The 13,521-nt window shown below is 65.3% G+C and carries 16 protein-coding genes; 13 read left to right on the plus strand and 3 right to left on the minus strand.

Annotated elements, in window-relative coordinates; genetic code table 11:
* Positions 1-485: 485 nt before the first annotated feature.
* Positions 486-1,235 (minus strand): 2,3-diphosphoglycerate-dependent phosphoglycerate mutase, encoded by a 750-nt coding sequence (gpmA, locus tag G5S35_RS01235; protein ID WP_065062113.1) that lies wholly within the window; start codon positions 1,233-1,235, stop codon positions 486-488.
* A 190-nt stretch (positions 1,236-1,425) separates the two neighbouring features.
* On the opposite strand from gpmA, the gene G5S35_RS01240 reads away from it, so the two are divergent.
* The 5 genes from G5S35_RS01240 (at position 1,426) to G5S35_RS01260 (ending at position 4,461) form a co-directional block, all read left to right on the plus strand.
* The gene (locus tag G5S35_RS01240; RefSeq protein WP_065062115.1) at positions 1,426-1,851 is read left to right on the plus strand and encodes a rhodanese-like domain-containing protein; all 426 of its coding nucleotides are present in this window, start codon (positions 1,426-1,428) and stop codon (positions 1,849-1,851) included.
* On the plus strand, positions 1,848-2,111 hold the full coding sequence (gene grxC, locus G5S35_RS01245) for a glutaredoxin 3 (protein WP_065062117.1): 264 nt from the start codon (positions 1,848-1,850) through the stop codon (positions 2,109-2,111). The genes G5S35_RS01240 and grxC overlap by 4 nt, the downstream gene beginning before the upstream one ends.
* Positions 2,112-2,343: 232 nt before the next feature.
* Positions 2,344-2,811: a protein-export chaperone SecB gene (secB, locus tag G5S35_RS01250; protein WP_065062119.1), complete on the plus strand. Its 468-nt coding sequence runs from the start codon at positions 2,344-2,346 to the stop codon at positions 2,809-2,811.
* A 45-nt stretch (positions 2,812-2,856) separates the two neighbouring features.
* A complete protein-coding gene (locus tag G5S35_RS01255) occupies positions 2,857-3,855 on the plus strand; it encodes an NAD(P)H-dependent glycerol-3-phosphate dehydrogenase (RefSeq protein WP_065062121.1) in 999 nt (332 codons plus the stop codon).
* 81 nt (positions 3,856-3,936) lie between these two features.
* Positions 3,937-4,461 carry an O-acetyl-ADP-ribose deacetylase gene (locus G5S35_RS01260; protein WP_065062123.1) on the plus strand — a complete coding sequence of 175 codons (525 nt, stop codon included), beginning with the start codon at positions 3,937-3,939 and terminating at the stop codon, positions 4,459-4,461.
* Between the two features lie 24 nt (positions 4,462-4,485).
* On the opposite strand, the gene trmL is transcribed toward G5S35_RS01260, so the two are convergent.
* Together trmL and G5S35_RS01270 are read right to left on the minus strand one after the other, a co-directional pair.
* Positions 4,486-4,956, minus strand: a complete 471-nt coding sequence (trmL, locus tag G5S35_RS01265; RefSeq protein ID WP_110325345.1) for a tRNA (uridine(34)/cytosine(34)/5-carboxymethylaminomethyluridine(34)-2'-O)-methyltransferase TrmL — start codon at positions 4,954-4,956, stop codon at positions 4,486-4,488.
* A gap of 52 nt (positions 4,957-5,008) precedes the next feature.
* Positions 5,009-5,842 carry a ComF family protein gene (locus G5S35_RS01270; RefSeq protein ID WP_183038793.1) on the minus strand — a complete coding sequence of 278 codons (834 nt, stop codon included), beginning with the start codon at positions 5,840-5,842 and terminating at the stop codon, positions 5,009-5,011.
* A 186-nt stretch (positions 5,843-6,028) separates the two neighbouring features.
* On the opposite strand from G5S35_RS01270, the gene G5S35_RS01275 reads away from it, so the two are divergent.
* The 8 genes from G5S35_RS01275 to G5S35_RS01310 all read left to right on the plus strand — a co-directional run bounded on the left by G5S35_RS01275 (position 6,029) and on the right by G5S35_RS01310 (position 13,467).
* Positions 6,029-7,018, plus strand: coding sequence for a methyltransferase domain-containing protein (locus tag G5S35_RS01275; RefSeq protein ID WP_074981448.1), 990 nt, complete (start codon positions 6,029-6,031; stop codon positions 7,016-7,018).
* A 263-nt stretch (positions 7,019-7,281) separates the two neighbouring features.
* A complete protein-coding gene (locus G5S35_RS01280) occupies positions 7,282-7,758 on the plus strand; it encodes a DUF2244 domain-containing protein (protein WP_065062129.1) in 477 nt (158 codons plus the stop codon).
* A 93-nt stretch (positions 7,759-7,851) separates the two neighbouring features.
* The gene (coxB, locus tag G5S35_RS01285; protein ID WP_110325347.1) at positions 7,852-9,504 is read left to right on the plus strand and encodes a cytochrome c oxidase subunit II; all 1,653 of its coding nucleotides are present in this window, start codon (positions 7,852-7,854) and stop codon (positions 9,502-9,504) included.
* 142 nt (positions 9,505-9,646) lie between these two features.
* A complete protein-coding gene (gene ctaD, locus G5S35_RS01290) occupies positions 9,647-11,257 on the plus strand; it encodes a cytochrome c oxidase subunit I (RefSeq protein WP_065062134.1) in 1,611 nt (536 codons plus the stop codon).
* Positions 11,258-11,458: 201 nt separating this feature from the next.
* Positions 11,459-11,599, plus strand: a complete 141-nt coding sequence (locus G5S35_RS01295; RefSeq protein WP_216822702.1) for a cytochrome oxidase small assembly protein — start codon at positions 11,459-11,461, stop codon at positions 11,597-11,599.
* A 39-nt stretch (positions 11,600-11,638) separates the two neighbouring features.
* The gene (locus G5S35_RS01300) at positions 11,639-12,220 is read left to right on the plus strand and encodes a cytochrome c oxidase assembly protein (protein ID WP_074981452.1); all 582 of its coding nucleotides are present in this window, start codon (positions 11,639-11,641) and stop codon (positions 12,218-12,220) included.
* Positions 12,221-12,259: 39 nt separating this feature from the next.
* Positions 12,260-12,481 (plus strand): DUF2970 domain-containing protein, encoded by a 222-nt coding sequence (locus G5S35_RS01305; RefSeq protein WP_065062140.1) that lies wholly within the window; start codon positions 12,260-12,262, stop codon positions 12,479-12,481.
* Between the two features lie 128 nt (positions 12,482-12,609).
* The gene (locus G5S35_RS01310) at positions 12,610-13,467 is read left to right on the plus strand and encodes a cytochrome c oxidase subunit 3 (RefSeq protein ID WP_065062142.1); all 858 of its coding nucleotides are present in this window, start codon (positions 12,610-12,612) and stop codon (positions 13,465-13,467) included.
* Positions 13,468-13,521 lie beyond the last annotated feature (54 nt).

Here is a 13,521-nt window from a genome sequence, read left to right on the forward strand (position 1 = left end):
AAAGCGACGGACAAGTATAACTGCACAGTTGCCGCGTCTGTGTACAAGGCGCGTTCAGCGTCGGGTTCGAGGGATGAACGGGCATGAATCGAAGCGCGCGGCCAGCCGAACGTTGCGTGTTCGACAACCGCGCTGCGGCCGGGTTCGCAAGCCGCGTGCCGTGAATTGTGCCGTGAATTGCGCCTCGGAGGCAGACTGGACGCGGGTGTGGCGGCGAACTGGCGGGAAGCTGGCGGCGCTGTCAGCCTGGCGCGCGAGCGTGCGCAAAGACGATGGCGGCACGTAGCTCGCGCGAAAGGATGGCGCAAGGGATGACGTGAGCGGCGATGCAGGAGATAACGCAGCGCGGGGCGGACACGGCGGAGGCGAAGTCGGCATGCGAGCTTGAGTCGACAGCTTCAGCCGGCCTGGGCGTAAACCGCCGGCGCCCGCTCGAAAGGAGCGGGCGCCGGCGAGAGTCATGCGTGAGCGAAGCGAGGCGTGGATCAGCCCGCTTTCTTGCCCTGGTTCGCGACGGCGGCCTGAGCCTGCGCGATGGCCTCGGCGTCGCCGAGGTAGTAATGCGTGATGGGCTTGAGGTTCTCGTCGAGCTCATAGACGAGCGGCACGCCGTTCGGAATGTTCAGGCCGACGATGTCGCTGTCCGAAATGCCGTCCAGATACTTCACGAGCGCGCGGATCGAGTTGCCGTGCGCGGCGATCACGACGTTCTTGCCCGACTTGATGGCCGGCGCGATCGACTCGTTCCACAGCGGCAGCACGCGCGCGACCGTGTCCTTCAGGCACTCGGTCAGCGGCAGTTGCTCGCGCGGCACCTTGGCGTAGCGCGGGTCGTTGTAGGCCGTGCGGTCGTCCGACGGATCGAGCGCGGGCGGCGGCGTGTCGTAGCTGCGGCGCCAGACGAGCACCTGTTCGTCGCCGTACTTCGCAGCCGTTTCCGCCTTGTTCAGGCCCGAAAGCGCGCCGTAATGACGCTCGTTCAGACGCCACGAGTGGACGACCGGGAGGTACATCTGGTCCATCTGGTCCTGGACGTGCCAGAGCGTGCGGATCGCGCGCTTGAGCACCGACGTGTAGGCGATGTCGAACGCATAGCCGGATGCCTTGAGGAGCTGGCCGGCCTGCTGGGCCTCGCGATTGCCCTGTTCGGTCAGGTCGACGTCCACCCAGCCGGTGAAGCGGTTTTCCTTGTTCCACGTCGATTCGCCGTGGCGGATGAGTACGAGTTTGTACATGAGGATGCCGGTCGGTAGTGAAGAAGCGGTAATCGGGGACGGGAACAGCCAGCAAGCCAGGGCGGCCCGGTCCATCGGGTTGTGCGCCCGGGCTGGGGGGCGTCAACCCTGCGACAAACGGTTATTTTATAATGAGCGGATTGTCCGAACTCGATTTCCCACGATTTCTCTTTTTCCCGGCGGCCCCTCCGTGACGTTCTTCACCAATTACATCAACCTTGTTCTCATCGCGATCGTCCTCATCTCAGGAGGGTTGCTCCTGTGGCCGACGCTCAAACGCGGCGGCCGCGGCGGCGTATCGGCCGCCGAAGCCACGCAGATGATCAACCGCCGCAACGCGGTGGTGATCGACGTGCGTTCGGCCGACGAATTCGCGAAGGGCCATCTGCCCGCCGCCCGCCATCTGCCGATGAGCGAGCTGCAGGGCAAGATCGGCCAGTTCGTGAAGAACAAGAGCAACCCGGTGCTGCTGGTCTGCCAGACGGGCCAGCACTCGAACAAGGCCGCGAGCCTTGTGAAGGAAGCCGGTTTTGCCGAAGTCCACGTGCTGGACGGCGGCGTGAACGCCTGGCAGCAGGCCGGTATGCCGGTCGTGAAACAAGGAGGTTCGAAGTGAACAAAGTGGTCATGTACAGCACCCAGGTGTGCCCGTATTGCCAGATGGCCGAACGTCTTTTAAAGTCGCGCGGCGTCGAACACATCGAGAAAGTGCTGATCGACCGGGATCCGGCGCGTCGTGAAGAAATGATGACGCGTACCGGCCGTCGCACGGTGCCGCAGGTCTATATCGGCGAGACGCATGTGGGCGGTTACGATGACCTCTCCGCGCTCGACCGTGCAGGCGGCCTGATGCCGCTGCTCGAAGCCGCGGCCTGAGTTTCGGGCTGCGCATCGGACCGCGCGTCGGTCCGATGCATTCGCCGCCTGGCAAGGGCGGCTCGGGCGCGGTAACAGCGCCCCAGGTTTCGCCCGCGCGAGCCGGAAAGGTTCGCGCGGGCGTGTTGTCGTTTGTTGCTGCTCAGTGCGGCTGCGTCGCGCGGACTCGCCTCATTGCGAGACCTTGCGATACTGTGCAGCCGCAGTTCATTTAATCAGGAAGCCAAACACCATGTCTGACGAGAATAACCAGCCGTTCTTCAACATCCAGCGCATTTACCTCAAGGACCTGTCGCTCGAGCAGCCGAACTCGCCGGCCATCTTCCTTGAGCAGGACATGCCGTCGGTTGAAGTGGAAGTCGACGTCAAGGCCGAACGCCTCGCGGAATCGGTGTTCGAGATCCTCGTCACCGGCACGGTCACCGCCAAGGTCAAGGACAAGGTTGCGTTCCTGATCGAAGCCAAGCAAGCCGGCATTTTCGACATCCGCAACATCCCGGCGGAACAGGTCGATCCGCTCGTCGGCATCGCTTGCCCGACCATCCTGTTCCCGTATCTGCGCTCGAACATCGCCGACGCGATCACGCGTGCGGGCTTCCCGCCGATCCACCTCGCCGAGATCAACTTCCAGGCGCTCTACGAGCAACGCCTGCAGCAGATCGCGCAGCAGCAGGACGGCGCCAGCAACGCCACGCATTGATCGTTTTTTGATCGCTGATCGAACCAACCGGTGCGGAGTATCGGAATGAAAGTCGCCGTTCTCGGCGCCGGAGCGTGGGGCACCGCGCTGGCGGGCCATCTGGCCCAGGCGCATGACACGGTGTTGTGGGCGCGCGATGGCGCGCTCGTCGACGCCCTGCGTAAAACGCACGAGAACGCCCGCTATCTGGCGGGCGTCTCGCTGCCTGAATCTCTCCAGTACGAAACCGATCTCGCTGCCGCGCTCGACTACGGCGCGGGCGAAGCGGATCTGGTCGTGCTCGGCACACCCGTGGCGGGCCTGCGCGACATGCTGCGCACGATGCGCGACATGGGCCGCGTGCCCGCGCATTTCGTGTGGCTTTGCAAAGGCTTCGAAGCCGACTCGCAGTTGATGCCGCATCAGGTCGTCGCGGCGGAATTGCCCGACCACGCGAGCAATGGCGTGCTGTCCGGCCCGAGTTTCGCGCGCGAAGTGGGCGAGGGTCTGCCCGTCGCGCTCACGGTCGCGAGTGCGTCGGCCGACTGCCGCGAGCGCACGCTCGCCGCATTCCATCACCGTGCGATGCGCATCTATACCGGCGACGACGTCGTCGGCGTGGAAGTGGGCGGCGCGGTCAAGAACGTGCTTGCCATCGCCACCGGCATCTCGGACGGACTCGGCCTCGGCCTGAACGCACGCGCCGCGCTCATCACGCGCGGTCTCGCGGAAATGACGCGTCTGGGCGTGACGCTCGGCGGCCGCGCGGAGACCTTTACGGGTCTCACGGGCCTCGGCGACCTCATCCTTACCGCCACCGGCGACCTGTCGCGCAACCGCACCGTCGGCAAGCAGCTGGCGAGCGGGCGCACGCTCGACGACATCCTCGGCGCGCTCGGCCACGTGGCCGAAGGCGTGCGCTGCGCGCGCGCCGTGCTGGCGATCGCGCGCGCGCATCAGATCGACATGCCGATCACCGAGGCGGTATGCGCCGTGCTGTTCGACGGCGTGGCGCCGCGCGACGCCGTGAGCGCCCTGCTCAGGCGCGACGCGAAGGCGGAATAGTCCCGCGCGGCCACGGCGCGCCTTCGCCGTGAGGGTGCGAGGTTGCGCGAGGTTGCGCACAAGCGCGCAAGGAGGACCGTCATGCTCACCCTCGGAGAATGCCGCATCGAGGCGCGAGTCGTGGACATCACGACGCTCGCCGTCGACGCCATCGTGAACGCCGCGAACACCTCGCTGCTCGGCGGCGGCGGCGTGGACGGCGCGATCCATCGCGCGGCCGGCCCCGGCCTGCTGCGCGAGTGCGAGCCGCTGCACGGCTGTCCGACCGGCGACGCCAAACTCACCGCCGGCTACCGGCTTCCCGCAAAACACGTGATTCACACCGTTGGTCCGGTCTGGAACGGCGGCGCGCACGACGAGGCGTTCCTGCTGGCCTCGTGTTACCGGCGCTCGCTTGAAGTCGCGCGCGAGGCGAACGTGCGCAGCATCGCGTTTCCCGCCATCAGCTGCGGCGTGTACCGATTCCCGCCCGACGAAGCGGTGAGCATCGCGTTCGCAACCGTCATCGACACCTTGCCCGCGTATCCGGCGCTCGAACGCGTGATCTTCGCGTGCTTCGACGAGGCGATGCTCGCGCGTTACGAGCGCGAACTGCGTGCCCGATGAGCACGCTTCACCGTCAATCCGCCCTTATTCCCCGCCCTCGAAACCGGCCTGACGCCACGCTTCGAACACCACGACCGCGACCGTATTCGACAGATTCAGGCTGCGATTGCCGGGCCGCATCGGCAGGCGCACGCGCTGTTCGGGCGCGAAGCGCTCCAGCACGCCGTCGGGCAGGCCGCGCGTTTCCGCACCGAACACGAACCAGTCGCCCGGCAGGAACGCGTGATCGTGAAAGCGCCCCGAGCCGCGCGTGGTGAACGCGAACATGCGCGACGGATCGGGCGTCTCCTTGGCGACGAACGCGTCCCAGTTGGCGTGCACGTGCATCTGCGCGTATTCGTGATAGTCGAGGCCCGCGCGGCGCATCTTCGTGTCGTCGAGCGGAAAGCCGAGCGGCTCGATCAAATGCAGCCGGGCGCCCGTGTTCGCGCACAGGCGAATGACGTTACCGGTGTTCGGCGGAATTTCCGGTTCGACGAGAACGACGTTGAACATGATGATGAAACTCGTGAAAAGACGATAAAAACGATAAAAAAGCGCGCGGCGCTCAGTCCTTCGGCGTGCGAAGCGCGACGAAATTCGTCACGCGCCGCGCGCCCGCAGCCTTGAGGGTGCGGGCGAGGGCGTCGAGCGTCGCGCCCGAGGTCATGACGTCGTCGACCACGCCCAGGTGCAGGCCGCGCAGATCGGTGCGCCTCAACGCGAACGCCCGGCCCACGTTGCGGCGGCGCGTTTCGCGGTCGAGCTTCGATTGCGGCGCCGTGTGCAGCGTGCGGCGCAGCAGCGTGGCGTCGGCGCGCGTGCCGAGCGCGCGCGCCAGCGGTTTCGCGATCAGCCACGCCTGGTTGTAGCCGCGTTCGATCAGGCGCTCGCGCGAAAGCGGCACGGGCACGATCAGATCGGGCACGTCGGTTTCGCCATTCGCGGCGGACTCCGCAGCATCGAGCCAATCTTCGGTGGCCAGCGCGAGCCGCCGCGCGAATTCCTCGCCCAGCGCGAGCCGCGCGCGGAACTTGAGCCCGCGCGCGAGACCGTCGAGCGGCGCACGATAGTCGGCGAGCGCGAGCGTCGCATCGAAGGCGGGCGGTGTTTTCAGGCACGTCTCGCAGCGATGACGGCCGCGTTCCGCCTCCGCGCCATCCCGCCGCTGCATCCCGCGCCGCGCGCTCGCGAGCGGCAGCGCGCACACAGCGCAACGCAGCCGCGCCTCGTTCCAGTACGCGGCATCGCAGCCTTCGCACAGCAGGCCGCGCGCGCTGGACGCCCCGGACACGCTGACACTGCCTCGCGTCAAATTGCCGCATAATGGGCACGGATTGGGCAGCACGAAGTGGGCGAGCCGCGACCAACGCGCTCGCACGCTCTGGCAGACGCGCGGCAGGGCCCGGGATGGGTTCGAACCCTGGGTCCGGCAAGCGGCGCGTCGCGAGGCGGGCGACTCAAGAGACGTCGAAGGGGACGTCGAAGCGGGCGGCGGCGGCATCGAAGGGCGGCCCGTAGCGGGCTCGTGAACTGAAAGGATGGGAGTGAGCGAGTATACTTCGCAGACTTCGCCAATACGACCGACATGTCCCCGTCTCACCCCAGACCCGGCCGTCCGGCCTATGATCCGCGCCATGTGCAGCGGATTTTCGATCGTCGCGCGGCGACTTTCGACGAGGTCGCGTTCCTGCCGCGAGAAATCGCGAGCCGCATGCGCGAGCGCCTCGACTACATCAAGGTGAGCCCCACGTGCGTGCTCGACCTGGGCTGCGGCCCCGGTGACGACCTCCCGAATCTGCGCGAGCGCTTCCCCGAAGCGCCGGTGTTCGGCGCCGATCTCTCGTTTGCGATGCTCGAGCGCGCCCGCGCGCACGACGCCGGCGACACGAGCTGGCGCCGGTTCCTCCCCGTTTCGATCGGCCGGGCGCTCGGCGCACGCGGTCCGCGTTTCGCGCAGGCCGACTTCGCCGAACTGCCGTTTGCGCACGGCGCATTCGAGATGCTGTGGTCGAACCTCGCGCTGCACTGGCATCCGCGCCCGGACCTCGTGTTCGGCGAATGGCAGCGCGTGCTCAAGGTGAACGGCCTGCTGATGTTCAGCACGCTCGGCCCCGACACGCTCAAGGAGCTACGTGGCGCCTATGCCGAAGTCGAGGCCGCGCACGGCGTGGCCACGCAGCCGCACGTGATCGATTTCGTCGACATGCACGATCTCGGCGACATGCTGGTCGAGAACGGCTTTGAGATTCCGGTGATGGATCAGGAGACGCTCACCGTCACCTACAAGACGCCGGAAAAGCTGCTCGCCGACGTGCGCCGCTGGGGCGCCTATCCGTTCGGCTGGGAAGCGTCCGACGCCGACGCGCCGGCGCTCGCGCCGCGTCGCCTCTATCGTGCGCTGCTGGACGCGCTCGAGGCGCGCCGGTTGCACGACGGACCGAACGCGGGAACCATCCCGCTCACCTTCGAAATCATCTACGGACACGCCTGGAAGGCCGTGCCGCGCACGACGGCTGAAGGCCACGGGATCGTGCGGATCGAAGATATTGGACGCGGTTCGGCAAGGAATCGCTGACGTGGTAAGGGGGCTTTCGTTATGCCTGAAATTAGCGCCTGAAAAGCCCCCGAATTTTTGTTGAAAAATCGCTGGAAGTGCCGTCTGGTAAGGGTTTTAGGCAGATTGGGGCTTGCTTGTGAGGGCTGGGGTTCGCGCCTATAATGCGTCAGCTTGCTGCACGGGCAGACCCCAAATCCGACACGGCAAGTCCAGATCTCCCGCAGTTGTGTAAGGCGCAAAGCGGCGATAGTCTGAGGATGTTGCAGTGGGGGGAGCGAGCGATGCAGACATCTGATCTGCTGGCGAGTCCGGAGCCGGTCCTGAAAGACTGGACCATGAAGCGCAATTGTTCGGTTTCGCCCAGACAATTCGTGTTGTTCTATGTGTCGCTGGCGCTGGTCTCCATCGCGATCGCCGTTCTGCTGTTGATCCACGGCGCCTGGCTGGTTTTGCCGTTCACTGGAATCGATCTGTTGGTAGTTGGGGGCGCCTTCGCCATCTATGCGCGCCATGCTGTCGATTACGAACGTATCAGGCTATATCCGAACCGGCTGGTGATCGAGCAGATGAGCGCCAACGCGCTCACCCAGTTCGAATTCAATCCCCGCTGGGTCCGGGTCGAGCCGGGCGCGACCCCACGCGATCCGGTGCGTCTCGTGTCCCGCGGCCAGGCGGTCGCTGTCGGGTTGCATCTGCCGCAGTATCGGCGTGCGCAGTTCGCGCGGGAACTGCGTGCGTGGCTTGCGCGCGCGGGCTGAAATCATGCGCGTTGCGTCATTTTACGAGTCGCGGCGCGAGCGCCCCAGGGCGCGACCTGATTGCGAAACCTTCCTGCGGGGTCGAGGGTTTGAATGGAAAATATGGGTAAGGAAGCTATGAAAACAATCAAGCGAGCCCTACAGGGCGTGCTCGCGTGCAGCGGACTTCTGGTCGCGGGCGCGGCACTCGCAGTCGGAGACAGTCCGGGCGGTCCAGCGGTCAACGAGATCAATCTCCAGCCGCCCGTCACGCGCATCGCAGAAGAGCTTTACAGCCTCCATACGATGATGCTGATCCTATGCACGGTGATTTTCATCGGCGTATTCGGCGTCATGTTCTATTCGATTTTTGCGCACCGCAAATCGAAGGGTCATCAGGCCGCGCATTTCCACGAGAGCACGACCGTCGAAATCATCTGGACGGTGGTGCCGTTCGTGATCGTCGTGCTGATGGCGCTGCCGGCGACCAAGGCCGTCGTGGCCATGAAAGACACCTCCAACGCCGATCTCACCGTGAAGGTCACCGGCTATCAGTGGAAGTGGGGCTACGACTACGTGAAGGGGCCGGGCGAGGGCATCAGCTTTCTTTCGACGCTGACCACGCCGCGCGCCGAAGTGAACGGCCATGCGCCGATCACCGACACCTATCTGCAGGAAGTCGACAACCCGCTCGTCGTGCCGGTCAACAAGAAGATCCGCGTGATCACGACCGCCAACGACGTGGTGCACTCGTGGTACGTGCCGGCGTTCGGCGTGAAGCAGGACGCGATTCCGGGCTTCGTGCGCGACACGTGGTTCAAGGCCGAGAAGACGGGCACCTACCGCGGCTTCTGTACCGAGCTGTGCGGCAAGGAGCACGCCTACATGCCGGTCGTGGTCGAAGTGCTGTCCGACGACGACTACGCGAAGTGGGTGCAGACGCAGAAGGCGAAGATGTCGGCCGCCAACGACGACCCGAACAAGACCTACACGCTCGCGGAACTGAAGGAGCGCGGCGCGAAGGTCTACGCGGCCAACTGCGCGGTGTGCCACCAGCCGACCGGCAAGGGCGCGGGCGCGTTTCCGGCGCTCGACGGCAGCAAGGTCGCGAACGGTCCGATCGCCGAGCACGTGAGCATCGTGCTGCACGGCAAGAACGCGATGCCGTCGTGGGCGCCCACGCTCAACGACGTGGAGATCGCTTCGGTCATCACCTTCGAGCGCAATTCGTGGGGCAACCACATGGGCGACCTTCTGCAACCGCGTCAGGTCGCCGACGCCCGCAACGGCAAGCTGCCCGAAGGCGGCGCGACGGCTGCGGCGGGTGCTGCGGCGGGTGCCGATCAGGCCGCGGCAAGCGGTGCGGCGGGCGCTTCCGCTGCGTCTGGCGCGGATCAGGCCGCCGCCGCGAGCGGTGCGGATCAAGCCTCCGGCGCGGCGCAAGCCGGCGCGTCGCTGCCCGCGAACGTCTACTTCGAGATCGGCAAGAGCACGCTGCCCGCCGACGCGAAGGACGCGATCCAGGCCGCCGCCGATTACGCGAAGGCGCACCCCGACGCGAAATTCACGCTCTCGGGCTACACCGACGCGAGCGGCAAGGCCGACGCGAACGCCGAACTCGCCAAGCATCGCGCGCAAGCCGTGCGCGACGCGCTGAAGGCGGCCGGCATCGCCGAAGACCGCATCATCATGAAGAAGCCGGAAACCGTTACTGGCGGCGCCGACCCGAAAGAGGCGCGCCGCGTGGCGATCAGCCCGGCGGCTTGAGCCGGGCGGCCTGCAGCACGGCCGCGACGGCAAGCAGTCCATAAGAATTTAATAAACGCGCAGTACGCAGTACGAGCGGGCCTACGCACGCCCAGACCAACTGCAGTAAGAGACGCAAAGCAATTCGCTTCAGGAGAGAGTCATGTCTAGCATCGGACACGATGTAGCAGGGCACGGCCACGTGCACGGCGATCACGCGCACGAGACACCGCACGGCTGGCGACGCTGGCTGCTGGCCACCAATCACAAGGACATCGGAACGCTGTATCTGCTGTTCTCGTTCGTGATGTTCCTGTCGGGCGGCGTGATGGCGCTCGGCATCCGCGCCGAGCTGTTCGAACCGGGACTGCAGATCATGCGCCCCGAGTTCTTCAACCAGCTCACCACCATGCACGGCCTGATCATGGTGTTCGGCGCGATCATGCCGGCCTTCGTGGGCTTTGCGAACTGGATGGTGCCGCTGCAGATCGGCGCCTCGGACATGGCGTTCGCGCGCATGAACAACTTCAGCTTCTGGCTGCTGCCGGCCGCCGCGTGTCTGCTGGTCGGCTCGTTCTTCGCGCCGGGCGGCGCGACGGCCGCGGGCTGGACGCTCTACGCGCCGCTCTCCACGCAGATGGGCCCCGGCATGGACTTCGCGATCTTCGCGGTCCACATCATGGGCGCTTCGTCGATCATGGGCGGCATCAACATCGTCGTGACGATCCTGAACATGCGCGCGCCGGGCATGACGCTCATGAAGATGCCGATGTTCGCGTGGACGTGGCTCATCACCGCTTACCTGCTGATCGCCGTGATGCCGGTGCTCGCGGGCGCGATCACGATGCTGCTGTTCGACCGTCACTTCGGCACGAGCTTCTTCAACGCGGCAGGCGGCGGCGATCCGGTCATGTACCAGCACATCTTCTGGTTCTTCGGCCATCCCGAGGTCTACATCATGATCTTGCCGGCGTTCGGGATCGTCTCGCAGGTGATTCCGGCGTTCTCGCGCAAGCCGCTGTTCGGCTATAGCTCGATGGTGTACGCCACGGCGTCGATCGCGATTCTCTCGTTCATGGTCTGGGCGCACCACATGTTCGCCACGGGCATGCCGGTCACGGGCCAGCTGTTCTTCATGTACGCGACGATGCTGATCGCGGTGCCGACGGGCGTCAAGGTGTTCAACTGGGTCGCCACGATGTGGCGCGGCTCGCTCACGTTCGAAACGCCGATGCTGTGGGCCGTGGGCTTCCTGATCGTGTTCACGTTCGGCGGCCTCTCGGGCCTGATGCTCGCGATGGCGCCGCTCGACATCCAGTATCACGGCACCTATTTCGTGGTGGCGCACTTCCATTACGTGCTGGTGGCGGGGTCCTTGTTCGCGCTGTTCTCAGGGTGGTACTACTGGTCGCCAAAATGGACCGGCTGGATGTACAACGAGATGCGCGGAAAGATTCACTTCTGGTGCTCGCTGGTGTTCTTCAACCTCGCGTTCCTGCCGATGCACTTCGTCGGGCTCGCCGGGATGCCGCGTCGCTACGCGGACTATCCGGCCCAGTTCACCGACTGGAACCAGGTGATCACGATCGGCGCATTCGGCTTCGGGCTCTCGCAGGTGTACTTCCTGTTCTTCGTGGCGCTGCCCGTGTATCGCGGCGGCGGCGATCTGGAAAAGGCCGGCGACAAGCCGTGGGACGGCGCGACCGGTCTCGAATGGACCGTGCCGAGCCCGGCGCCGTTCCACACCTTCGAAAATCCGCCGACGGTCGAGTAAGCCGTTTTCGGAACGCGGTGTCCGGCGCACGTTGCCGGACACGCCGACCACGCTGAACACGCAGAACGCGCCGAACAACGACGCCAAACCGCTAACGCACGCCGCCGTCTTTGTGCGGTTTTCATCGCAGCACGCAACGAGGAGCGATTCACGATGCGCATCACGATGACCGGAACGGACGCGGCCAACCGGCCCGCGAGCATGACGCGCAACACAGACAAAAGACGCACGCCCGAGCAGATTCGCGCGGGCAACCGCCGGCTCGGCCTCGTGTTGCTGGCGGTCGTCGCGGCCTTCTTTCTGGCCGGCGTCGTCAAGCAGGTGTATTTCGCCGGCCACTGACGCCGGGGCATTTGCCGTCTTACCGTAAGAGGAAGTCCGATGTCCACGCAGCACGCCGAAAACGACCGCGCCTTCAACCGATCGATGCTCGTGAAGCTCGTCGTGGTGGCGCTGTTGATGTTCGGTTTCGGCTTCGCGCTGGTGCCGATGTATCGCGCGATCTGCCAGATCACCGGCATCAACAATCTCGTGCAGCGCGACGCCACCGAGCGCGAGGCGCGCAACACGCAGGTCGACATGACGCGCACGGTGTCGATCGAACTCGATGCGAACGCGCGCGGACTGCTGGGTTTCCGGCCGGAGCAGCGCAGCATCGATGTGCATCCGGGCGAAGTCATGACCGTGATGTACGACATTTCGAACAACGAAGGACGCACGATCGACGCGCAGGCGATTCCGAGCTACGCGCCGAAGCAGGCGACCGAGTATTTCCGCAAGATCGAGTGCTTCTGCTTCACGCAGCAGACCTTGAAGGCGAACGAGACGAAACGCATGCCGGTGGTGTTCGTGGTCGACCCGAAGCTGCCGAAGGACGTGAAGACGATCACGCTGTCGTACACCTTCTTCGAGCTGAACAAGCCGGCGGTGCCGGCCGCGCCGAAGCAGGCGGCAGGCGCGTGAATTCCACCGATGACGCGGCACCCACGCAATGAAGCGCAGATGAACGCAAACGGCACGAACGGTAAAGGCAACGCGAAAAAGGGCAGCGTCCTGCAGCTCGTGAAGGCGGTCGCGTGGTCGTTTCTCGGCGTGCGCAAGCGCGCGGACCTCGAAGCCGACGCCGCGCAGCTGCATCCGGCGGCGCTGATCGCGGCGGGCATCATCGGCGCGGTGCTGTTCATCGTCGTGCTGTTGCTGATTGTGCACGCGGTGGTGGGTTGAAGCCGCGCGCGGCGCAAGACGAAACAACGGAAGCAGATCAGGCAACAAGCGCAGCAACACAACAAGCGACGCAACGAGAGACACACAGCCGGCTGCGGCCGGAGCAACTGGAAATTGGAGAATCAGGCATGAGCGGCCAAAACGATAGCCCGTACTACTTCATTCCGCACCCGTCGCGGCATCCGATCAGCGCGGCGCTCGGACTTCTGGTCATGCTCGCCTCGCTCGCGTCGTGGATCAACGGCGATTCGTGGGCGCCGATCGGCGTCGTGATCGGCTTGCTGTGGTTGCTGTTCACGCTCTATCACTGGTTCGGCGACGCGATCGCCGAATCGGAGGGCGGCATGTACGGCAAACGCGTCGACGTGTCGTACCGCTGGAGCATGAGCTGGTTCATCTTCTCCGAGGTGATGTTCTTCGGCGCGTTCTTCGGGGCGTTGTTCTACGCGCGCCAGATCGCGCTGCACCAGCTCGGCAGCCTCGATTACAAGCTGATCTGGCCGGACTTCTCCGCGGTGTGGCCGAACAACGGCCCGGCGGCCCTGGTCTCGCATTTCCGCTCGATGACGCCCTGGCCGGTGCCGACCATCAACACCGCGCTGCTGCTCTCGTCGGGCGCGACGCTCACGGTCTCGCACCACGCGCTGCGCGAGAATCATCGCACCAAGGCCATCGCGTGGCTCGCGGCCACGATCGTGCTGGGCGTGTGCTTTCTGTTCCTGCAGGCGTTCGAGTACATCCACGCTTACGGCGAATTGAACCTCACGCTCGCGTCGGGCATCTACGGTTCGACGTTCTTCCTGCTCACGGGCTTTCACGGCTTCCACGTGTTCCTCGGCGGCACGATGCTGACCGTGGTGCTGATCCGCATGATTCGCGGCCACTTCACCGCCGAGCATCACTTCGCGTTCGAAGGCGCAGCGTGGTACTGGCACTTCGTGGACGTGGTGTGGCTGGGGCTGTACGTCGTCGTGTACTGGCTCTGAGTGGCGCTGAGCGCGTGGCGCGACGCTTCGCGGCGACAACAGAACGCAAACGCC

The sequence above is a fragment of the Paraburkholderia tropica genome (assembly GCF_014171495.1).
Lineage (GTDB): Bacteria > Pseudomonadota > Gammaproteobacteria > Burkholderiales > Burkholderiaceae > Paraburkholderia > Paraburkholderia tropica.